Source organism: Microcoleus sp. C2D2, assembly GCF_036702495.1.
Taxonomy (GTDB): Bacteria; Cyanobacteriota; Cyanobacteriia; order Cyanobacteriales; family Microcoleaceae; genus Microcoleus.
Map to the genome: position 1 here is coordinate 8,091 of NZ_JAUBTO010000045.1, position 21,397 is coordinate 29,487.

The window sequence follows — 21,397 nt, forward strand, 5'->3', positions numbered from 1 at the left end:
AAAGAGTAGATTTTCTTGTGGAACGGGCATCTTGCCCGTTCATAAAAGGCTTATTGACAATGCTGCAACATCTCAATATTCTCGCTTAACAGGCAAGATGCCTGTTCCACAAAGAGTAGATTTTCTTGTGGAACGGGCATCTTGCCCGTTCATAAAAGGCTTATTGACAATGCTGCAACATCTCAATTGTAAGGAAGTATTTCGGTAAAAACCCGGTTTCTGGGGCCCTGCGATCGGGTTTTTTGTGGATGAACGATCGGGTTTTTTGTGGATGAACGATCCTCTTCGAGGGCTGCGCTAACGAATTTGAGAGAAATGTGCGATCGAATTCGATTTGTTAGTTTGTTAGTTTGTCCGCGCAGGGAAAGTTAGTTGGTTCCTCCGCGAGTCCGCCAGGGGTTGAAACGAACGGCGGGCCGCGTCACAAATCAGGCGAATCTTTAGTCGGTTTCAACCGAATGCAAGCTATGAGACCGGGGTTGAAACGAACGGCGGACTAAACGGAAGCGTGCAAGATATAGCGATCCTAAATCATTTGTGAATTTCTTACTCCCGGACCTTAGTAAGGGGAGGGCTGGGGTGGGGTAAAAAATTTACGACTCATTTAGGATTGCTATATAATTACTACTAACTTTTGAAAATAAAAATATTTATTATATGTCGCGAAGGGACTTAGCTAATTTTAAAACTAGGGTAATTGGATGCAGTGCGGTGATGGCTATTGGACAAGTTATTTCAAATGCGATCGCCAATCCGGCAACTCAAGCAGCAGCGGGTATGATGGGCGGCCCGATCGCCCTTGGGGGAGTTTCTATTTTAGCGGCGATTGCTGGTGATATAGCAGGGAATATCGCGGCTAATGACCTCGGAAATCGGATGACCCAAGGGTTGAGCAAAAATCCGAGGATTCTCGATAATCAGGATTTGATTGAGGCTGCGGGTGAGGCGATCGCCTATATTTTGAGAGAGGTTACTTCGTCCCCTCAATTAATTGCGATCGCACTTAGCGAAAATTTGCCTTCTCCTGAAAGGGATCTCGGTCAATTAGCCGATAAAACTTCTGAATACTGGCTGGATATTAACACGAATACAGCCGACTTGTCAAGGGGTTTAAATATTTCCGAAGACCAGTTAACCCTGATTTTTTCTGCGGATGCCGAGGAGTTCGATCGAGTTACCGGATTGACAACAGCAGATTGGGCAACTTTCCTCAACGAATTCGCCCGGCGCGAGGGCAAATCCTTCGATGCGGAAACTGTCGAATTTGTGGCGGACAAGCTGTACGCAACTTTCCCGAAAGCGTACTGCGGAGTGCTGAAACAGGATGCGGCGAAGGGAGGAGGAAAGTTTGCGGCGATGCTGTTGAATCTGCACCAAATTGCTTTATCAGAACTGAGAGATTTGGGGCTGAAAAATGGGGAAATACTGCAAAAGTTGGAGGCCGTGGCAACTGGGCAGCAGATTTGTCAAGTGATGGGGAAATTGTCAGCGATAGAAATTGGCATCCGATCGGATTTGGCGCAAGTTCGGGAATTGCTGCAAACATTTATCGATACTTCCGCGCCCGGATTGCCGATTTCTTTGAAGTCCGAGACGATTATTGAAGACCGGACTAAAGACTTTACCGGGCGCAGATTTGTATTTGAAGAAATTGGTCGTTTCTTGCAGAAGAATCGCAAAGGCTATTTTGTTTTAGAAGCAGAACCTGGTGTCGGGAAAAGTTCTATTCTGGCGCAGTGCGTGTTGATGATGAGACGCCGCTGCGTTACTCATTTTAACTCGCGATCCGACGGAATTGTTGACGCCAAAACATTTCTGGAAAATGCCTGCCTTCAATTAATTGATGGCTTTAAACTCAGGGATAAGTATCCGCAACTGCCGGAAAATGCGACGGCAAACGGCAATTTTTTAGGGCGGCTGTTGGGGGAAGTCAGCGCTACATTGGGCGGGAAAAAGTTGATTTTTGTGGTAGATGCCCTCGATGAAGTCGATTTGAGTTTGCAAAGCAGCGGCAGCAACGTTCTCTATTTGCCGGACGTTTTGCCGGATAACGTTTACTTTATTGTTTCCAAGCGGCCGGAATCTTTGCCTTTGCCGATGAATCATCGGGTGTTTGATTTGATGCAGTACGATGCAGAAAGTCTGGAAGATACGAAGGCTTATATTGCACAACGCACCAGCAATAGCGCGTCCATTCAGAATTGGATTGCCAGTAATGATTTGACCCGGGAACAGTTTGTGGGGGCGGTGGCCCAAAAAAGCCAGAACAATTTTATGTATCTCCGCTACGTGCTGAATGATATCGAAAACGGCGAGTACAGGGATGTTTCTCTGGAAGATTTGCCTAGGGAGTTGACAGGATATTATCGGAAGCATTGGGTACAGATGATGGGCAGGGAAGACGATCCGCTGTTGGAGATGAAAGTTAAGATTATCTACGTCATCTCGAAAGCGCGCGAAGCTGTTTCTCGCCGCTGGATTGCTAAATCCGTAGGCGAGACAGATTTTAAAGTACAGCAGCTACTCAAGAAATGGGATTCATTTTTGCGGCAGCAGCAAGTCAGCGGCGAAATTCGCTACAGCATTTATCACAACAGTTTTCGCGAGTTTCTGGCAAAAGATGAAACCGTGCAATCTGCGGGGGTTGATGTTGATGAACTTAACCGCCAAGGTATGAATAACAGGATAGAAGGAGCGCCTCTATGAGCGATTTGGGTGTGTGGTTAGCGGAGCAAAGTAAATCGGAGCGAGAATATTTGTTGAAGCATCAACCCAGGGATTTCATTGAGATTGGGCGAGATTTCAACCGTTATTATGGTTGGGTGACGGATTTTGGTTTTATTGAGGCGAAGTTAAAATTGTTGGGGGTGCAGCCGCTAATTGAGGATTACGATTTAGGGAGGAATGCAGATGTTTTGCTGTCGCAGGGGCAAACTGAAACGCTGAAGTTGATTCAAGGGGCAATTCGCAAGTCGGCGCACGTTTTGGAAAGGGATAAAACGCAACTGGCAGGTCATTTGTTGGGGAGGTTGCTGGATTTTGAAATGACTGATATTCAGGGGTTGCTGGAACAAGCCAAGCAGTCGAAAAATAGTCTTTGGCTGCGGCCTTTGAGGGCTAATTTAGAGCGGCCCGGAGAAGGATGTCTGAGAACCCTCACCGGTCATACTGACTCGGTAAGAGCAGTGGCGATCGCACCAGACGGCAAGACAGCGATTTCCGCTTCAGACGATAACACCCTGAAAATCTGGGACACCGAGACAGGTACCGAAGTTAGAACCCTCACCGGTCATACTAAATCGGTAAGAGCAGTGGCGATCGCACCAGACGGCAAAACCGCGATTTCCGCTTCAGACGATAACACCCTGAAAATCTGGGACACCGAGACAGGTACCGAAGTTAGAACCCTCACCCGTCATAGTGACGTAGCAGCAGTGGCGATCGCACCAGACGGCAAAACCGCGATTTCCGCTTCACACGATATAACCCTGAAAATCTGGGACACCGAAACAGGTACGGAAGTTAGAACCCTCACTGGTCATACTTACTTGGAAATAGCAGTGGCGATCGCACCAGACTGCCTCACAGTGATTTCCGCTTCACAGGATATAACCCTGAAAATCTGGGACACCGAGACAGGTACGGAAGTTAGAACCCTCACTGGTCATAGTGACTCGGTATATGCAGTCGCGATCGCACCAGACGGCAAAAGAGCGATTTCCGTTTCACACGATAACACCCTGAAAATCTGGGACACCGAGACAGGTACCGAAGTTAGAACCCTCACCGGTCATACTAGCTTGGTAAATGCAGTGGCGATCGCACCAGACGGGAAGACAGCGATTTCCGCTTCTAGGGATAACACCCTGAAAATCTGGGACACCGAGACAGGTACCGAAGTTAGAACCCTCACCGGTCATAGTGACATGGTAACAGCAGTGGCAATCGCACCAGACGGCCTCACAGTGATTTCCGCTTCAGGGGGGGAAGAGGATAACACCCTGAAAATCTGGGACACCGAGACAGGTACCGAAGTTAGAACCCTCACCGGTCATAGTTACATCGTAACAGCAGTGGCGATCGCACCAGACGGCCTCACAGCGATTTCCGCTTCATGGGATAATACCCTGAAAATCTGGGACACCGAGACAGGTACCGAAGTTAGAACCCTCATCGGTCATACTGACTTGGTAAATGCAGTGGATCTCGCACCAGACGGCAAAACCGCGATTTCCGCTTCACACGATAAAACCCTGAAAATCTGGGACACCGAGACAGGTACCGAAGTTAGAACCCTCACCGGTCATACTGACTCGGTATATGCAGTGGATCTCGCACCAGACGGCAAAACTGCGATTTCCGCTTCTAGGGATAACACCCTAAAAATCTGGGATTTGCTTAGTGGCAAAGAGGTTGCTAGTTTCAGCGGAGATGCTGAGTTCTATTGCTGTACGATCGCCCCTGATGGGGTGAGTGTTGTAGCGGGGGATGCGTTGGGCCGGGTGCATTTCCTGCGATTGGAGGGAATGGGGGATTTGGGCGATGTTTGAGAGAAATGGGCGATGATTTTTTGGGGTAGGGAAACGGCACGGTGCGGTGTCCGACCTTGCCGTGTTGTCGATGGTTGCATCCGATTGTCGCATTCGATCGGGAAATGTGCGATCGGGCGATCGCCAAATGTGCGATCGGGCGATCGCCAAATGTGCGATCGGGCGATCGCCAAATGTGCGATCGGGCAAATTCCTCATGCAATTCGGTTAATTTTACCCCTTACCCGAAATTAGGACACGGCAGAAATTCGGACACGGCAGTGCCGTTTCCCTACGAATTGGGCGGTGGTTATATGCGATTGTGCGCCAAGAAATTCGGACACGGCAGTGCCGTTTCCCGAAAAATCGGGTGGTGGTGATGTGCTCTCTGCGGGCGATCTGATTATTTTGGCGTAGCGCGAAGAAATTCGGACACGGCAGTGCCGTTTCCCGAAAAATCGGGTGGTGGTGATGTGCTCTCTGCGGGCGATCGATTATTTTGGGGTAGGGCGAAGAAATTCGGACACGGCAGTGCCGTTTCCCGAAAAATCGGGTGGTGATGATGTGCTCCATGGGGCGATCGACTTTTTCGTGTAGGGAAACGGCACTGCCGTGTCCTCCAATGCCGTATTGCCGATAGAATAATGAGGGAGATATTATTCTATTTTTATACAATGCCTTACGACCCCAACAAACACCACCGCCGTTCTGTACGGATTAAAGGATACGATTATACTCAACCCGGTGTTTATTACATTACCATTTGCACCGAAGCACGACAATGTATATTCGGCGAAGTGATTGACGGTAAAATGCAATTAAATCTTTTAGGTCATCTTGCCCACACTTGTTGGCTAGAAATTCCCAATCATTTTCCCCGCTTTCAATTAGATACATTTGTGATTATGCCCGATCATGTACACGGACTTTTGGCGATCGTTGACAATACCCCCGTAAAAACACAGCAAAGGCGTGTCCCTACCCCCGAAAAATTGGGTCAACCCGTTCGCGGTTCCATTCCTACCGCAATCCGTTCCTATAAAAGTGCTGTTACGAGATTCATTCATAAGTTCTGCGAAACAACAGAAGTTCCTGTCTGGCAAGATGGTTTTTACGAATCAATTATCCGCGATGAAGAATCTTTGAATTGCAAAAGGCAATACATCACCAACAATCCTCAGCGTTGGGGCGAAAATCCTGAGAAATTAGAACACCAGAAAAATCACCCTATTTTGTTAGATTCGCGTTTTTAAAGAAATTAGGACCCGCCAGAAACTCGGACACGGCAGAAATCAGGACACGGCAGTGCCGTTTCCCTACAATGAATCGGGCGATGGTTATATCCGATCGGGCGATCGATTATTTTGAGGTAGGGAAACGGCACTGCCGTGTCCTCCCGCAGCCATGTCGTCGATGATTAAATCCGATCGCGCGATCGACATTTTGAGGTAGGGAAACGGCACTGCCGTGTCCTCCCGCAGCCATGTCGTCGATGATTAAATCCGATCGCGCGCTCGACATTTTGAGGTAGGGAAAAGGCACTGCCGTGTCCTCCCGGCGCCGTCACATCCAAAACAATAAATCAACCAAACACCCGCTCAATCAACCGTTGGCTCATCCAATCCTAGCGGCACAAAATATTGACTGTAAACCACACTGTTCGGCTTCCAAAGCGGCCGCCAATAAACATTTTGGATCACCGCCTTCTCCCCATCACCATCATCCGGCCACTGAAAACTGACGATCGCCATATTGCTATATCCCACAATCTCATCACCCTCTTGCAGCCAGCGATTGCGCCACAACAGCGCTATCAAATTCCACAACCTGTGCAGCACAGACAATTGTTTATTTTTATGCGATCTCTCTGACGCAGTTCCCTTTTCTAGCTGCAAAAACACCCGAGCTCTTTGCCGTTTAATCCAGTCAATCCGATAGCCCCAATCAGGCAGAGATTGTCTATTTTTGAAACCAGCAGCCACAGCCTTCTTTATGCTCATCGTCGAAATATTCATTAATTCCAGCGGCTCATTCCATCCCAAACATTGGTGCGATCGCTCAGGAAGCAGCGACTTAATCTTAGTATGAACTAAATGCGTTTTCCACTCCTCATTAATAAAAGCACTAGCAGTCAACTGGGCCAGCACAGAATATTGATAACTTGACTTATAACTTGCCCCCTTCAAAGGCTCAATATTCGATCGAGAATCGCCAAAATGACAATCAGACCAATAACTCAGCCGCACAGCAGCAGCATAGTGAATATCCCCCGTCAACACAATCACCCGATCGCGCTGTTTAAAAAATTCCACCAACAGCTTCACAAAAGCCAACTCATGAAAATTCCAAGCATCCCCCGCATCACTATTAAAAACCTTCCCCTGTGCCACATCCCACTTTTGCACCGCATCAATAAGCCACAAACCCACCAAATTTGTCGGCACAACCACCAGCGTCGCCTCAACCTCAAACTCGCCAGTTTTATTCAGCAAATCAGTCTCCTTCAAAGGTTTCTGAATTTGCTCCTCAAAACCTTTGTGAGTCAAAAGCATCGGCGGGTCGATCGGGCTTTCCACCGGATACCCCCGCCAAGTCCGCGTATCCAGCACAATCACCTCGTGCTTAAAACTTCTCACAGTAAAATGCCAATTCAAAACCTCACTTACACCCTCGTCATCCCGATCCAAAATAAAAACATCTTCATCTAATTTAAACTTAGGCAAATTAGTTTTCGGATCGATCCTGGGAATTCCCAAATACGAAGCCGCCTCCTCCCAAACAGAAACATCAGTCCCCGCCGAAGCCGACCATTTTTCAGCCGCCTTTAATAATTTATCTCCCGGTTTTTCGCGATCGAACTGTGCGGGCGTATTTCCCCAAGCCTGAAACACAGCATAAGCCAGCAAAGCATTCTGAACCACCCGCCTGCCCAGCGGCTTCCCCAGCACCCGGTAACACCACTCTCGATTCAAAAACAAATCATCGCTAACATCATGGTCATCGCAAATCATATAAGTAGGAATATTCGCTAGCGCCCTCCTCACCCTCCACAAATTGCGGGCAAAACCCTCAAGTTCAACAACTTCTCTATCCCAGACTTTTGCCTGCTTAGAATTTGGGCAAATATCCTTACCCTTCGGAAAACGCGCGCACCAAAGTATCGGCGACCAAACTAACAAATACATCGCGCAATATTCCCCCAAACCGAACAAGTGACTTTTAGATTTTTCCGGTTGATTCACCAACATCGCCGTAAAGCCGCCAAAATCTCTGGCAATATCGCTGCGAGTCCCCGGCTGTAACTGAATAGGTTTTTTGGACTCAGACTCAGTATCAGACGGTTTCTGAATTGGCGACTCTCTAAAAATTTTTCTCTCTCGGCCACCTGCATTTTCGTTTTCCGAAATTTTAGGTATACTGATACACAAATTCTTTTTAATTTGGGCATCATCCATCAGGGGTAGACTCTCTTCCCAGCCCAACAGTGTATCGCCAGCATCAGTCAAAGCCCACAGCATCGCATCGGCAACGTCATCGCCGTAAATTTGGTCGCCCGTTAAAAAGAGTTGGTGGGGTCTGCTATTTGCCATTCCTGCAAACTGTTCGATGGAATTATCCAAGATTGGCAGGGCATCTCTGCCGTTTCCGTGGGGCTTGCGACAAGAACCGTGAACGATACGCAAATAGTTTAAATCCTTCGGCGGCAGCGCAAAAGTCGGCAACTGGTGAGGGAAATAACCGATCGTCTCCGGCCCCAAAGCCGACAAATCAGGGGAGGCCGGCCACAGGCAAGAAATGAGATTTTCTTTCTCATTTTCTGCGACTGCAACCCCGGACTGCGACTCGGGACTCCCAGCAAACTCGATGTCATAAGCATAAATTTGCCCGGATGTCAAGACCTTGCTGTTAATTGGTTTAGCAGTCACCGCCACTACGTGCAGGTATTTGCCGAGCTGCACGGTAGAGATCGAACCTTGAAGCAAGGGCCGATCGACAATTTCGCCGGTTCCGCCCTCAGTGGAATAAACCTTGAGTTCGACTTGGCGGGGTGCTTTCAGAGCCAGCCACACAGTCACGGCCTCTGTTTGAGTCCGGCGCAAAATCGGGCCCGCAAGGATGAGCGGCAAGTGATGAATTCGATGACTTAAGGGAGTCCACGACATAGGATTTAAAAAAATAAAAATTAAATAAGGGTGCTCTAGCAATCAGATTTTAGGCGATCGACAATTTGTCACCCGCTTAATTAATGCTAAGTCTGCCAACCCGTGTCAGCAAATTTGTAACAATTCATTAAGTAAAATTAATAATCAACCATGCTACAACAACAACAACAATTACAGCTTTTCCTAGATTCAGCCCTGCAGTCGCCAGCAATTAAATCATCAGAACCCGCCGGACCACCCAACAGCGGGCCGATCTGCTCGTCACCTTTAGATCGGGCTCTCGACCGCCACCCCATCACCGTGGCTCCAGAAACCCCGATCGCCGAAGTGTTGGCTCTCATGAACCCGATGCACGTCTCCTGTCAGCTTTGCGGCGAAAAACAAAACGCTCTTAAGAACACGGCCAAGCGCAGTTGCGTCATAGTCGTGGAAGATAATCGGCCGATCGGCATTTTTACAGAACGGGATATTATCGTCAAGCTAACTACCGTCGCAGCTTGTGCAGTAGGACTGACAATTGCTGACGTAATGACTCTCGCGCCCATTACCCTCAAACAATCCGAGTCTCCAGATATTTTCACAGCTCTGTTCGCGTTGCGCCAGCACCAGATCCGGCATTTGCCCGTAGTCGATGAGGACTCGCGACTTCTGGGCATCATCACCCGCGAAGCCATCCACGAAGCCCTGCAACCGGTTAACTTGCTAACGAATTTTCGCTGTGCTGCAGATGTCATGACGCACCAAGTCATATCGGCCCCAAAAACTGCCTCAGCCCTCGATTTAGCCCAGCTCATGGTCAAGCATCAAGTTAGTTACGTCGTCATTGTCCAAGAGCAAATTCAGCATCCCGATGGGGCGATGGCACCACCACAAAAATACGAAATTCCGATCGGCATTGTCACCGAGCGCGACATCGTGAAGTTTCACGCCCTCGAATTAAACCTCTCGGAAATCTCCGCAACTCAGGCCATGGGTGCGCCTTTATTTTGCATATCTCCCGCCGATTCCCTCTGGAGTGTCCACCAGTCCATGCAGCGGCACAGCGTCCGCCGTTTGGTAGTAGTTGGCAGCCAGGGAGAACTTTTGGGCGTTGTCTCAGAGACAAGTTTGCCGCAAGTTTTTAACCAATCTGAAGTTTACGGGACGATCGAGCTTTTGCAGGAAGCAGTGGACGCGCGAGCCGCCCAATTGCAGCGCGCCAACGAACTTTTGCAGCAAGAAATTTTAGAGCGGCAGCGGGCCCAAGAAGCCCTGCGCCAAGCTCACGACGACTTAAAAAAACAAGTTGAAGAACGCACCGCTCAACTTTTAGAATCAAATGAATTGTTGAGACGGGATATTATCAAGCGCCAGCGAGTCGAAGAAGTGCTGCGGCGAAAGCAAAGTTGCTTGAAAAATCAAGCGCAGCAATTAGAGCAAACTGTGCGAAAGTTGCAGCAAACTCAAACTCAATTAGTGCAAACCGAAAAAATGTCTTCTTTGGGACAAATGATTGCCGGTATCGCTCACGAAATTAACAATCCTGTTAATTTTATCTACGGCAACCTTTCCCACGCCAGCCACTACATCAAAGAATTGATCCAACTGTTGGAACTTTACCAGCAGCACTATCCCGAACCAGTCTCGGAAATTCGGGAAGCAGCAACAGACATGGAAGTCGATTTTTTGGTAGAAGACTTATCTAAGATCGTGTCTTCTATGCAAGTAGGAACCGAGCGCATCCGCCAAATAGTTGTGTCGATGCGCAATTTTTCGCGCTCGGATCAATCTAACATCAAGCTCGTTGACATTCACGAGGGACTCGAAAGCACTTTGTTGATTTTGCAGCACCGGCTCAAAGCTTACGGCGGACATCCATCTATTCAGATCGTTAAAGAATACGGCAATTTGCCCCACATCCAGTGCTGTGCCGGTCAGATCAATCAGGTGTTCATGAATATTATCGGCAATGCGATTGATGCTTTGGATGAAGAAATCCAGACAGGGAAATGGGCGACGAGAAATGGGAAAAATTCACCCCCGTCAAATCCTAGTTCTCCATTGACTTTTCCCACTATTACAATTCGCACTGAAGTTGTTGGCGACGATTTTGTGGCGATCCGCATTTCCGACAACGGGCGGGGCATACCGGAGGAGATTCGCCGCCAATTATTTGACCCGTTTTTTACTACCAAACCAGTCGGCAAGGGCACTGGGTTGGGACTGTCGATTTCTTACCATTTAGTGGTGGAACAGCACGGGGGGCGGCTCGGCTGTGTTTCGGAAGCTGGACGGGGCACTGAGTTTGCGATCGAGATTCCGATCGTCAGTTGTCATTAGTCAGCAGTCATAGGATTTTAGATTTTAGATTTTAGATTTTCGATTGAAGAATTGGAAATGACTGATGAACCTCGTGGTCGGGAGCACGGACCTACAGTTGCCTTCTTTTTTTAAACTGGTATCAGTAGGATTTTAGATTTTAGATTTTCGATTGAAGAATTGAAGAATTGAAGAATTGGAAATGACTGATGAAACTCGTGGTTGGGAGCACGGGCCTACAGTTGCATTCTTTTTTTAAACTGGTATCAGTAGTCATTGGGAAGACTTGACAACTCCCCGCCGTAAAACGACCCAGATTCTTCCTTCATCCAACGTTGCCTCTAAAAGCAGTGCCTTTAGATGGTCTTACACGTTGGAAAGAAGCGTTAGCGAGATGCCCGAACGCCAAAAGTCGTAAACCTTCCTCGCGGATATTCATGGCGGCGTTAATGTCTCTGTCATGTACCGTCTCACTCGGACACTAGGACACTCCCCCACCTATTCGTAAAAATTCACAATTTTTTACAAAACACCAGAAACCCCAGCAAAATCACTCTTTCCCCATCAAAAATCAAAAATCAAAAATCAAAAATCCTATAACTTTGCCATCCCCTTACCCAACCGGACCGAACTCACTCTCCCGTGTGCCTCATCCACTAGCGCCTTTGTGCCAGTTCAAGTTACCCGCACAAGCCATCAACTGCCTGCATCCTAGCCCCAACGCCAAAAGCCCAGATTGTTTGATTCGTTAATTTTTGTTTTATTTTTGTACCTCTTTATATTAAAAAAGTATTCTAAAATTAATTAAAAATCTAAAAAAATTCTAAAAATAGATTTTTAGGTCAAAAAACCAGTTAAGATTCCAAAAGGTGCAAAATAAACAAATTTACTAGCATTTTCATTTAGACGCCCCCTTTCTTTTCATCGCAAGTTAGCTAATAATGCTTTCAACGAGGTGACTCAGGGCAGGCTCCAAAATTGGCCTAACCGAAAGACGGATACAAGCCCCAAACAAAAGTCGTCGAGAGCGAAAAATTTTAGACATTAGGGAGAACCCCCAGATTCATCTGTGGAGTCAATCTAAAATCTCAAATCAGAAATCTCAAATCGACAGACATTAAGGGCAGGGCAGTTGGGCTATTGCAACGCCTGCTATTGCAATGGGGCTATTGCAGTTGGGCGATCGAAAAAAAGCATGAAACCCCAGCCCTCATCGTTTTGATAGAAACCTATAGGAGAACAAAGAGTGAAACTCGCAGTTTACGGAAAAGGTGGAATTGGCAAATCGACAACAAGCTGCAACATCTCCGTTGCCCTAGCCAAGCGCGGCAAGAAAGTTTTGCAAATCGGTTGCGATCCAAAGCACGACAGCACATTTACCCTCACGGGCTTCTTAATCCCCACAATTATTGACACCCTTCAGGAAAAGGACTATCACTACGAAGACGTTTGGCCCGAAGATGTCATCTACAAAGGCTACGGTGGCGTTGACTGCGTAGAAGCAGGCGGCCCTCCCGCAGGAGCTGGCTGTGGCGGCTATGTAGTCGGCGAAACCGTCAAACTGCTCAAAGAACTCAATGCCTTCGACGAGTACGACATCATCCTGTTCGACGTGCTCGGCGACGTAGTGTGCGGCGGTTTTGCAGCCCCCTTGAACTATGCCGACTACTGCATGATTGTTACCGACAACGGGTTCGACGCTTTATTTGCAGCCAACCGCATCGCCGCCTCAGTCCGCGAAAAAGCCCGCACTCACCCGTTGCGGCTCGCCGGTTTAATTGGCAACCGCACCTCCAAGCGCGACTTGATCGACAAGTACATAGACTCTGTACCCATGCCGGTGCTGGAAGTGCTGCCCTTGATTGAAGACATCCGCGTTTCTCGCGTCAAAGGCAAAACATTGTTTGAGATGGCCGAGAGCGATCCTTCCCTCAACTACGTCTGCGATTACTACCTCAACATCGCCGACCAGATTTTGGCAAGGCCCGAAGGAGTAGTGCCCAACGACACGCCCGATCGCGAATTATTCTCGCTGCTATCAGATTTTTACCTAAATCCAGTCCAACCAGTGGTCAAGAAGGAGGAAGATGAGCTAGACCTGATGATGGTTTAATAGGTCTAGCGATCAGGATGAGGATAAAGAGGTTATGGCTTTTTTTGATACTTTTTCAGTTGCTCTCAAACAGAAGTGGTTGGACTACTACCAGGTTAATCGGGCTTGGCTGCTCCTGCACATGACGGCTGACAACACGGTCGCCACACCCGACGGCGGGAAAAGGCCTGTTTCTTACCTCATCCTGGGAATTGCGGCTGCCCTGGAGCCGGAACTCCAGCAATTAATGCTGCCCTTCTCAAAACTCAAGCCGGATGCAGACAGCCTGATCGAAGTGTTGGGGCTAAATTTTGACCCGGACCTGGCGCTGGGTATACCCTCAAATACCACGCAACAGACGGCCAGCCAAACTCCAACAACTGCTGCAGCCGCAGCAGCTCAAACGGCAACTGCTGCACCAGCAGCGACTCAAACGGCAACTGCTGCACCAGCAGCGGCTCAAACTACAACTGCTGCACCAGCAGCGGCTCAAACTACAACTGCTGCACCAGCAGCGGCTCAAACTGCAACTGCTGCACCAGCAGCGGCTCAAACTGCAACTGCTGCACCCGCTGATGCCAAATCAAATAAATTAGGGGGTGCGGCCTTAGCAGGAGCCGGAGTAGTCGCCGGAGTCGCCGGAGCCGCCGGTCTGGCTGCTGCTGCGTCAGCACTGAGCTCCGAGGAGGAATCCTTCGACGACGATGAGGAAGAAGGATTCTCTGACTTCGACATCGGCGACGATGATGAGGAAGAAGCAGTCTCCGACTTCGACATCGGCGACGACGATGAGGAAGAAGCAGTCTCCGACTTCGACATGGACGACGATGAGGAAGAAGCAGCCTCCGACTTCGACATGGACGACGATGAGGAAGAAGCCTCGGCTTTGGACGGTCTCGACATCGGCGACGATGAGGAAGACGCCGTATCTGACTTCGACATCGGCGACGATGAGGAAGACGCCGTATCTGACTTCGACATCGGCGACGAGGAAGAGGCCGTATCTGACTTCGACCTCGGTAACGACGAGGAAGAGGCCGTATCTGACTTCGACCTCGGCGACGACGATGAAGAAGAAGCCTTGGCTTTGGGCGATCTCGACCTCGGGGATGACGATGAAGAAGAATCCTCGGCTTTGGACGGTCTCGACCTCGGGGATGACGATGAAGAAGAAGCCTCGGCTTTGGACGGTCTCGACCTCGGGGATGACGATGAAGAAGAATCCTCACAATTTGGGACTTTAACCTCTGAGGAGCTCGAAGGGGGGATATCCGATCCCTTTGGGGAAGAAGATGAAGATTTTGTCCCCGAAGAAATACCCGATCCGTTTGGGACAGCGACCTCAGATGACCTAGACATCGATCTGGGCGACTTGGACGAAGACGGTATTGACGATTTCTCTGTATCTGATGACGATGACCTCGACGATCTCGGACTTGACGATCTCGGGGAAGCAACTACCGGAGATCCTGACGAAGATGATTTAGATGCTTTAGATCTCGGCGATTTGGATTCCGACGATGAGGATGAAGAAATTTCGGGCTTTTTGTCGGATTTTAAGTGAGGTTGTTGCGCGATCGCCCGCCTCGGTCCTAGTCTTGAAGTTTCCCGGTCTATTTGTGAGTTGTGAGTTGCGAGTTGTTAATTTTTAATTAGCTCAAACTCACAACTACCAAAAGGCTTTTTGCCTTAGGGAATTGAAGAACACTAAATCCCTGCTGTGAGGGATTGTATGCCCTCGCGCAGAATTTTTTAGCCAAAATTTTGGATGCTGCGGCTGCTGCGGAAATATTGAGTGGGCTGCATCTATTTTTCAGAGGAATTACGCCAAAACCAGGTATTTCTATTATTGTTCGCTGCTTCAGCGCGATCGCACTTTCACAGGTGTTGTCTCGCCGCTGCGCCTGTTCGCGATCGAGAAGAAAAACAACCTGAAAACCACTTATGCTTGTCCGCAGCAAGAGATGCGATCGCAAAATACAGGTATTTCCTCGCTAGGCGAGCCTGTCCTGTTTCAGACTAAAAACAATTTAAAGGGAGAAGATTTGAGATATGACTGCTATTACTACTAATGAACCGGAAGCTTTAAACTTTGAATGCGAAACAGGCAATTATCACACTTTTTGTCCGATTAGCTGCGTAGCTTGGCTTTATCAAAAAATTGAAGATAGCTTTTTCTTGGTCATCGGTACCAAGACTTGCGGCTATTTCTTGCAAAACGCCATGGGCGTGATGATTTTTGCTGAGCCTCGCTATGCGATGGCTGAGTTGGAAGAGGGCGATATTTCCGCTCAGTTAAACGATTATGATGAGTTGAAGCGGCTGTGCTTGCAAATTAAGCGCGATCGTAACCCCAGTGTAATTGTCTGGATCGGCACTTGCACCACCGAAATCATCAAAATGGATTTGGAAGGGTTAGCGCCGAAACTCGAAGCAGAAATTGGCATTCCCATCGTCACAGCCCGCGCTAACGGTTTGGATTACGCTTTTACTCAAGGGGAAGATACCGTTTTGGCAGCTATGGCTGCTAAATGCCCTGAGAAAGCGCCCGTGATGGAATCTCAGAAACAAGAACGCAATGCTATCTCTCAACTGCTGAATTTCGGCAAGAAAAAAGAGGAAGTGGCAGCAGATGAATCGGAATATGTCAAGCACACGCCGCTGGTACTTTTTGGTTCTTTGCCCGATCCGGTTGTTACTCAGCTAACTCTAGAATTGAAGAAGCAAGGAATCAAAGTATCCGGTTGGCTTCCTTCCAAGCGCTACACTGAATTGCCAGTCTTGGAAGAAGGTTATTATGTATCGGGTATGAATCCGTTCTTGTCGCGCACTGCTTCTACGTTGATGCGCCGCCGCAAGTGTAAGCTAATTGGTGCGCCATTCCCGATCGGCCCTGACGGAACTCGCGCTTGGATTGAAAAGATTTGCTCAGTGTTGGGAATTGAACCAAAAGGTTTGGACGAACGGGAAGCGCAAATTTGGGCTGGTTTGGAAGATTACCTGCAAATAATTCGCGGCAAATCTGTCTTCTTTATGGGCGACAATTTGTTAGAGATTTCTTTAGCACGTTTCTTGATTCGCTGCGGCATGACTTGCCCGGAAATTGGGATTCCTTACATGGACAAGCGCTATCAGGCGGCCGAGTTGGCTTTGTTAGAAAAGACTTGTCACGAGATGGGAGTTCCTACTCCTCGGATTGTGGAGAAACCAGACAATTACAATCAGCTTCAGCGGATTTACGAGCAGAATATTGATTTGGTGATTACGGGTATGGCTCACGCTAATCCTTTGGAAGCGCGGGGGATTAATACTAAGTGGTCTGTTGAGTTTACTTTTGCTCAAATTCACGGCTTTGGTAATGCGCGGGATATTTTGGAGTTGGTGACTCGTCCGCTGCGCCGGAATAATTCGCTGAAGGATTTGGGTTGGGGTAATTTGGTGAAGAATGAAGCGAAGGTTTAATCGTTTTTAGTAAGAGAGTAAGGTGGGCTTTGCTCACCTTATTTTTTTGGGAACCGCTGATGTAGGCGGATTGACGCAGATGAACGCGGATGAAGTGTGCGATCGCTCTTTTAATTAGAAGATGAAAGTCAACCTTAAATCTCTAGATTATTACTTGAGCCTGAAATATGCTATCAGTTTTTATCCAGAATCTGAAGGTTATACAGCCATAATAAAAGACCTTCCGGGTTGTATGTCTGTGGGGGAAACTTTGTCGGAAGCGATGGATAATATTCAGGAAGCTAGGGAATTGTGGGTAGAGACTGCTTATGAGTGCGGCGATGAGATTCCTTTACCTGCGGCTGATGTTTAGCATAAAGGACGATCGAGTTTGAGGGAGGGTTAAAGGGCGATCGCTCTTTAATTTTTTTATGAACCGCTGATGCAGGCAGATTAACGCGGATTGACGCGGATGAAGAGTGCGATCGTACTTTTCAATCAATTTACAATTACTCCAAATTTTAATAACATTCTAGGCAAATAATCATCCAAATTCTTGATGTGTTCATCTGTTAACTCAATCAGGTTGAGTTCGTACTTTTGATATAGTTCTTGCTTCACTTCCTTACGCGCCACATACTCCGGGTTGTTCTCATATCCCCAGTATTCAATATACACTTTTCCCCCAGGAATATAAAAGTCACAGTAAGCTTCTTCCTCTATGGGTAGTCGGCGTTCATAGGCGTGAACTAGCTCCGCCATATAGAGCCAATTATCAATCAAAACTTCAGCTTTAGACCGCACAAAGTGACCGTCGGTTGTTCGATGCTGTGCACTCGCCCGAAACTTCTCGCGGAACCCTAGCTTTGTGTTTACTTCTGTTTTGCTCTGTTCTGAATTGTCACCTTTAAGACTCTCAATAGTCGCTAGAAAAACTTGATTTGTCAGTATAGATTCCGGCCAAAGCACATAAGGAGTGTTGTCTTGAGGGTAGGTTTTTTGCACCGCCCCAAAACCTATTCCCCGCTTAGTGGCTACCCAGCCGTTGCGCTCTTTGTTTACCAATCCTAACTCTGCTAAAATCGGATTGACTTTGTGCTTTGATATTTCTAGTTTCTCGCTGATGCTGGTAGCGGACAGAAGTGAGGGGGAAGAGGGTTGTTGGGGTTTAGGTTTGGGCGCTGACACGGGTTGAGCGTTGTTAGCTTTCCAATGTTCGTAGCATAATTTGTGACCGGGTTTTGAAACTGCTTGATTGCATCCGGCCGCCGTGCAGGTTTCTGCTGAAATGGCAGATAAAGCTTGATTTATGGCTGCTAGCTTGCGGAGCAAAGGATCTAAGGTCATATTAACAGCTTGAGATATATTCAAAAATAGTACCACTTTAATTTCTATGCAGTCAAGAATTAAAAACTGGCGATTCCCTTTGGGGTAGCTTCGCGCGCACTTTTCGCCAACCTTTCCAGAATCTCAGGCCACAGGCCCGTAACACGATCGCAGGTACGATCGCCTATAATCGAAACTAGCCCAACTCTCATCAGTTGAGAAACCGCCATGAGACAAGAGAAGGAAGAAATTAGCTATTCAGAGAAAACAGAACGTCTCAGAGTTATCGGTCAGTTTATCAAAACTGTCACACCGATGATTTGGACGATCGTAATTTTAGTAGTCATCATTCCCCTATTAGGTAACTTTCTAATTTCCCAGTCACTAACAAATACGGGAACCACAGCAGTTGTAGTCTCGCCGCCACACGATTTTAGCAAAGTCAACCAAGACATTAAAAACGCTATCCAACAATCCCATACAACAGCCGAAACTTTCGCATCCCAAGAATTGGATAAATGGGAAGCCGAAGTAATTGCACGAGTAGACAATAGCTTCCTCGATTGGTACTTCGATTACTTCAATCAAAAAAAGATGGAGTTTACCGTACCTTTTAATTTCGTGAAATCTGCCGTACTCAACAGATTTGATATGACCGCAGCTTCTCAAGCTGTTTCCGAAAAATTAACCGAAGACTTTCAAAGAGAATTTGCTAACCGCGTGCTGGTACCCAAAAACGCTCAACTGCGATTTCAATTAATCACTCAAGATACTGCTAACTTGTACATAGCCGAAGTTAGCAAGAATGTGAAAGTAGTTCAAAACAATTATAATATACCGCAAGTACAGTGGGACAAATATCTGAACGATATTGCCACCACAATTAGCGACAAAGGAAACGTCTCTAATTTATCATTAAAAGTATTAGTTGGCGGCAGCGGCTACTTAATTGCTAAACCCTTAATTTTGGGAGTAGCAACTAAAGTTGGCAGCAAAGTTACCGCAAAAGTTGCCAGCAAAGCCGCCGCCAAAATGGCAACAAAAACAGGCGGTACAGTTGCTAGTCAGTTGGGAGTAAGTTTAATCGACCCGATTGTCGGCATCGGGATTATCATCTGGGATTTGTGGGATTACAATCACACAGTCAAAGTAGAAAGACCGATTTTGCGGGCACACATTGTAGAATACTTAAAAGATGTCAAAAAGTCCCTGCTCACAAATCCTGAAAGCGGGATTATGGCAGCAATTTATCAGTTGGAAAGCGGTATTTTGAAGTCGCTCCAATCTTAATAAGTTCCTAGAGAGGACTTCTGTCCTCTCCCTTAGTTTGAATCAAGAAGCACTAAACTTCTTACTCCAAACCTCAAAATTTATGTCCTCAAAAACAGTTTAAACCTGGTAAACACTACCACAATTAACGCCACAATCGCCGTATATCCCAACCCCCTCAAAAACCCCATCAATGGATTGGTTGAAGTCAGCTCAACAATCACCGGTTCCAATTTACTTAAAACTAGAATCGGCCAGATAATATTCGCAAATCCTGCATAGCCAATCATCGGATTCACCCCGTTATCAATAAACAACTGCAAAAACCATTTTCTTTGAAACACATCGATAATTATCATCAACCCAATCAACAGCAAAATCGCCATTCCCGCCGTTAAAAACAAGTAACTCATCGTCGCTGAATCTTTCTTGATTCCGCCTTCATAAGGCTCAAACAGCAAACCCAAAACCACCCAATAAAACCCCCATTTGTAAAGGCGGTTCAATAAATTTTCCGTGACATTCCCTGGCTTTCTCAACAAAACCAAAGCGCACAAACACAGCACCACCGTCACTAATGCAGTCTGCCACACCCATCTAGCTTGCAGTCCAATTAACAAAACTAAATTGACAGCAAACATCAAAACCATAATGCTGAAATAGCGCCAACTCTTCCAGCTAGCATAACTCGCCTCTTCCGGCGAACAATACTCTATCCACCGACCCAGCCAATCGCCCGCAATCGTACCGGGAATCACCACAAACAAATACTTTAAATAATCAAATTGAAATAGCCAAGGTGCAGGAGAGTACCGCCAAACTAAATTAATCCAACCGTCAGTAGGAGAAGACAGCCGCGCCGCCAACAGCAAGCCCAAAAATCCCACTCGCAACCACGTATTTGAACGAGTAAACAGCCAAATTAGCGAGCCGAAAACGGCCATATTTGCTAGTACAATCAAGATAATATCGCTACGGCTAACTAAAAATCCTACACCGTTGGGATATTTGATGTGAGATACGAAGCCAATCCCGGCACTCCAAGCAGCAACGGTTAAGGAAGTCCGCCGCCACACAAACCACCTGGACGGCCAGCGAACATACATTAAAAATAATATTAAAAATCCAAACAAGGCCATCCACCACTTCTGCGGGATGGAGGCGTCTGGGTTAATTATAGTCGGGCGAATGTGCTGGAGAAATATCGCAAATGACGCTAACAAAAAGCCTCTTTGCAAAATAGATAAAATCACTTTTTTTGTATCCCATCCCTTGGCGATGCGGCGCGACAACGCTAGCGGTATCGCGGCCCCCATTGCAAACAAAAAGAAGGGGAAAACTAAATCAACCCAGGTTAATCCCGGCAGTTTGTTATTAAAAAGGTGGTCGGGCGGTGGCAGTTGGGCGTGATACATCCACGCCGGCAATGTTTTCCGGGCTATTGTACCGGATAAAACCATCGCTAAAACTGCTAGTCCGCGCAGGGCATCCAGCGCGTCTGCGCGTTGGGAAACGGCAGCAACTGCTAAACTATTTTCTTGTTTCACCATGTCTTTTACCTCTGATGTTTGGGATTCTAATTTATATCAAGTACGGTTGGTTGACCGCAAGATATCGGCCGGCGGGTTTACTGGAGTTCTTGCGCTTTTTGATAGATAATGGTGAACTTAACCCGGAGGGGAATAACGGTTAATTTACGGCACAGGATATTACTACACATCCTTTTTGTTCAAAAATAATAGAATATCTCCGGCTTATTTGCCAATAAATTTGTGCAGCCAGCTTCCTGAAGCTAGGTTGCTGAGTCTTTTTGCGGAGTATTTTTTATTGACTGTCAACCTCGAAATTCGGTATTTATTGGGTGAAAAAAACCACATTTTTAGTTTTGAAGTGTCGTACAAGTATCCTGATGAGAAATATTTGGCAACGTATTTATCAACTTGTTTGTTGACAGCGCCAAACGGGTAGGCTATATGTGAGGCGACTGTTCGATTTTGGTCTAAATCTTGGGTGCATTTCCTCAGCCTAATTTGATCTTCAGATAATTCTCGGTCTAATTCTGTCAGAGACATTTTTGTTAAATTTTGGTGATTCAGCCCGTGGGATTGAATATCATAAAAACCTTTTTGCATTCCGTCTCTCAAGTCTTGACAAGTTACCTTTTTTATGAGGAGTCATGATGGCCGAAGAAGCCGGAGTTGATAAATACAACTACTTTGGTTTTTTTCGGTATTTATTTTCGAGTGTTTCTAAAATCGACAGTAAGTGCGTATAAATGC

General features: G+C 47.1%; 18 protein-coding genes. 12 read left to right on the top strand and 6 right to left on the bottom strand.

Going from position 1 to position 21,397, the window contains the following annotated elements; translation table 11 throughout:
• From QUB61_RS16340 to QUB61_RS16365, 6 genes are all read left to right on the top strand, one after another.
• A partial coding sequence (locus tag QUB61_RS16340; protein WP_333190040.1) for a hypothetical protein occupies positions 1–208 on the top strand: 208 nt, incomplete at its 5' end.
• A 449-nt stretch (positions 209–657) separates the two neighbouring features.
• Positions 658–2,706, top strand: a complete 2,049-nt coding sequence (locus tag QUB61_RS16345) for an ATP-binding protein (protein ID WP_333131791.1) — start codon at positions 658–660, stop codon at positions 2,704–2,706.
• Positions 2,703–4,550, top strand: a complete 1,848-nt coding sequence (locus QUB61_RS16350) for a WD40 repeat domain-containing protein (protein WP_333190042.1) — start codon at positions 2,703–2,705, stop codon at positions 4,548–4,550. Before QUB61_RS16345 ends, QUB61_RS16350 begins: the two co-directional genes overlap by 4 nt.
• A gap of 41 nt (positions 4,551–4,591) precedes the next feature.
• Positions 4,592–4,909 carry a hypothetical protein gene (locus tag QUB61_RS16355; protein WP_333190044.1) on the top strand — a complete coding sequence of 106 codons (318 nt, stop codon included), beginning with the start codon at positions 4,592–4,594 and terminating at the stop codon, positions 4,907–4,909.
• Between the two features lie 85 nt (positions 4,910–4,994).
• Positions 4,995–5,126: a hypothetical protein gene (locus tag QUB61_RS16360; protein ID WP_333131782.1), complete on the top strand. Its 132-nt coding sequence runs from the start codon at positions 4,995–4,997 to the stop codon at positions 5,124–5,126.
• Between the two features lie 47 nt (positions 5,127–5,173).
• Entirely contained in the window at positions 5,174–5,782 is a 609-nt protein-coding gene (locus tag QUB61_RS16365) for a transposase (protein WP_333131780.1), read from the top strand.
• Positions 5,783–5,866: 84 nt separating this feature from the next.
• Here QUB61_RS16365 and QUB61_RS16370 read toward each other — a convergent pair whose 3' ends face one another.
• Both QUB61_RS16370 and QUB61_RS16375 read right to left on the bottom strand, forming a co-directional pair.
• Entirely contained in the window at positions 5,867–5,992 is a 126-nt protein-coding gene (locus tag QUB61_RS16370) for a hypothetical protein (protein ID WP_333131778.1), read from the bottom strand.
• 135 nt (positions 5,993–6,127) lie between these two features.
• Positions 6,128–8,692: a PhoD-like phosphatase gene (locus QUB61_RS16375; protein WP_333131776.1), complete on the bottom strand. Its 2,565-nt coding sequence runs from the start codon at positions 8,690–8,692 to the stop codon at positions 6,128–6,130.
• Between the two features lie 150 nt (positions 8,693–8,842).
• Between QUB61_RS16375 and QUB61_RS16380 the strand changes: the two genes are divergently transcribed.
• From QUB61_RS16380 to QUB61_RS16390, 3 genes are all read left to right on the top strand, one after another.
• The gene (locus QUB61_RS16380) at positions 8,843–11,011 is read left to right on the top strand and encodes a CBS domain-containing protein (RefSeq protein WP_333131773.1); all 2,169 of its coding nucleotides are present in this window, start codon (positions 8,843–8,845) and stop codon (positions 11,009–11,011) included.
• Between the two features lie 1,225 nt (positions 11,012–12,236).
• Positions 12,237–13,103 (top strand): ferredoxin:protochlorophyllide reductase (ATP-dependent) iron-sulfur ATP-binding protein, encoded by an 867-nt coding sequence (gene bchL / locus QUB61_RS16385; protein ID WP_333131771.1) that lies wholly within the window; start codon positions 12,237–12,239, stop codon positions 13,101–13,103.
• Between the two features lie 34 nt (positions 13,104–13,137).
• Positions 13,138–14,646 carry a DUF5331 domain-containing protein gene (locus QUB61_RS16390; protein WP_333131769.1) on the top strand — a complete coding sequence of 503 codons (1,509 nt, stop codon included), beginning with the start codon at positions 13,138–13,140 and terminating at the stop codon, positions 14,644–14,646.
• An 88-nt stretch (positions 14,647–14,734) separates the two neighbouring features.
• Here QUB61_RS16390 and QUB61_RS16395 read toward each other — a convergent pair whose 3' ends face one another.
• Positions 14,735–15,058: a hypothetical protein gene (locus QUB61_RS16395; RefSeq protein WP_333131767.1), complete on the bottom strand. Its 324-nt coding sequence runs from the start codon at positions 15,056–15,058 to the stop codon at positions 14,735–14,737.
• Between the two features lie 76 nt (positions 15,059–15,134).
• Between QUB61_RS16395 and QUB61_RS16400 the strand changes: the two genes are divergently transcribed.
• A complete protein-coding gene (locus QUB61_RS16400) occupies positions 15,135–16,544 on the top strand; it encodes a ferredoxin:protochlorophyllide reductase (ATP-dependent) subunit N (RefSeq protein WP_199292772.1) in 1,410 nt (469 codons plus the stop codon).
• A gap of 121 nt (positions 16,545–16,665) precedes the next feature.
• Positions 16,666–16,896, top strand: coding sequence for a type II toxin-antitoxin system HicB family antitoxin (locus QUB61_RS16405; RefSeq protein ID WP_333131765.1), 231 nt, complete (start codon positions 16,666–16,668; stop codon positions 16,894–16,896).
• Positions 16,897–17,021: 125 nt separating this feature from the next.
• Here QUB61_RS16405 and QUB61_RS16410 read toward each other — a convergent pair whose 3' ends face one another.
• Positions 17,022–17,870: a hypothetical protein gene (locus QUB61_RS16410; protein ID WP_333131763.1), complete on the bottom strand. Its 849-nt coding sequence runs from the start codon at positions 17,868–17,870 to the stop codon at positions 17,022–17,024.
• 207 nt (positions 17,871–18,077) lie between these two features.
• On the opposite strand from QUB61_RS16410, the gene QUB61_RS16415 reads away from it, so the two are divergent.
• On the top strand, positions 18,078–19,139 hold the full coding sequence (locus tag QUB61_RS16415; RefSeq protein ID WP_333131761.1) for a hypothetical protein: 1,062 nt from the start codon (positions 18,078–18,080) through the stop codon (positions 19,137–19,139).
• An 80-nt stretch (positions 19,140–19,219) separates the two neighbouring features.
• Here the strand turns inward: QUB61_RS16415 and QUB61_RS16420 are convergent, their stop codons facing one another.
• The gene (locus tag QUB61_RS16420) at positions 19,220–20,668 is read right to left on the bottom strand and encodes a DUF5009 domain-containing protein (RefSeq protein ID WP_333131758.1); all 1,449 of its coding nucleotides are present in this window, start codon (positions 20,666–20,668) and stop codon (positions 19,220–19,222) included.
• Positions 20,669–20,872: 204 nt separating this feature from the next.
• Positions 20,873–21,250, bottom strand: coding sequence for a polysaccharide deacetylase family protein (locus QUB61_RS16425; protein ID WP_333131756.1), 378 nt, complete (start codon positions 21,248–21,250; stop codon positions 20,873–20,875).
• Between the last annotated feature and the right edge of the window lie 147 nt (positions 21,251–21,397).

Coding starts and splice junctions, on each gene's coding strand:
- QUB61_RS16345 (WP_333131791.1), top strand. CDS start 658: ATGTCGCGAAGGGACTTAGCTAATTTTAAAACTAGGGTAATTGGATGC.
- QUB61_RS16350 (WP_333190042.1), top strand. CDS start 2,703: ATGAGCGATTTGGGTGTGTGGTTAGCGGAGCAAAGTAAATCGGAGCGA.
- QUB61_RS16365 (WP_333131780.1), top strand. CDS start 5,174: ATGAGGGAGATATTATTCTATTTTTATACAATGCCTTACGACCCCAAC.
- QUB61_RS16375 (WP_333131776.1), bottom strand. CDS start 8,692: ATGTCGTGGACTCCCTTAAGTCATCGAATTCATCACTTGCCGCTCATC.
- QUB61_RS16380 (WP_333131773.1), top strand. CDS start 8,843: ATGCTACAACAACAACAACAATTACAGCTTTTCCTAGATTCAGCCCTG.
- QUB61_RS16390 (WP_333131769.1), top strand. CDS start 13,138: ATGGCTTTTTTTGATACTTTTTCAGTTGCTCTCAAACAGAAGTGGTTG.
- QUB61_RS16400 (WP_199292772.1), top strand. CDS start 15,135: ATGACTGCTATTACTACTAATGAACCGGAAGCTTTAAACTTTGAATGC.
- QUB61_RS16405 (WP_333131765.1), top strand. CDS start 16,666: ATGAAAGTCAACCTTAAATCTCTAGATTATTACTTGAGCCTGAAATAT.
- QUB61_RS16410 (WP_333131763.1), bottom strand. CDS start 17,870: ATGACCTTAGATCCTTTGCTCCGCAAGCTAGCAGCCATAAATCAAGCT.
- QUB61_RS16415 (WP_333131761.1), top strand. CDS start 18,078: ATGAGACAAGAGAAGGAAGAAATTAGCTATTCAGAGAAAACAGAACGT.
- QUB61_RS16420 (WP_333131758.1), bottom strand. CDS start 20,668: ATGGTGAAACAAGAAAATAGTTTAGCAGTTGCTGCCGTTTCCCAACGC.
- QUB61_RS16425 (WP_333131756.1), bottom strand. CDS start 21,250: ATGCAAAAAGGTTTTTATGATATTCAATCCCACGGGCTGAATCACCAA.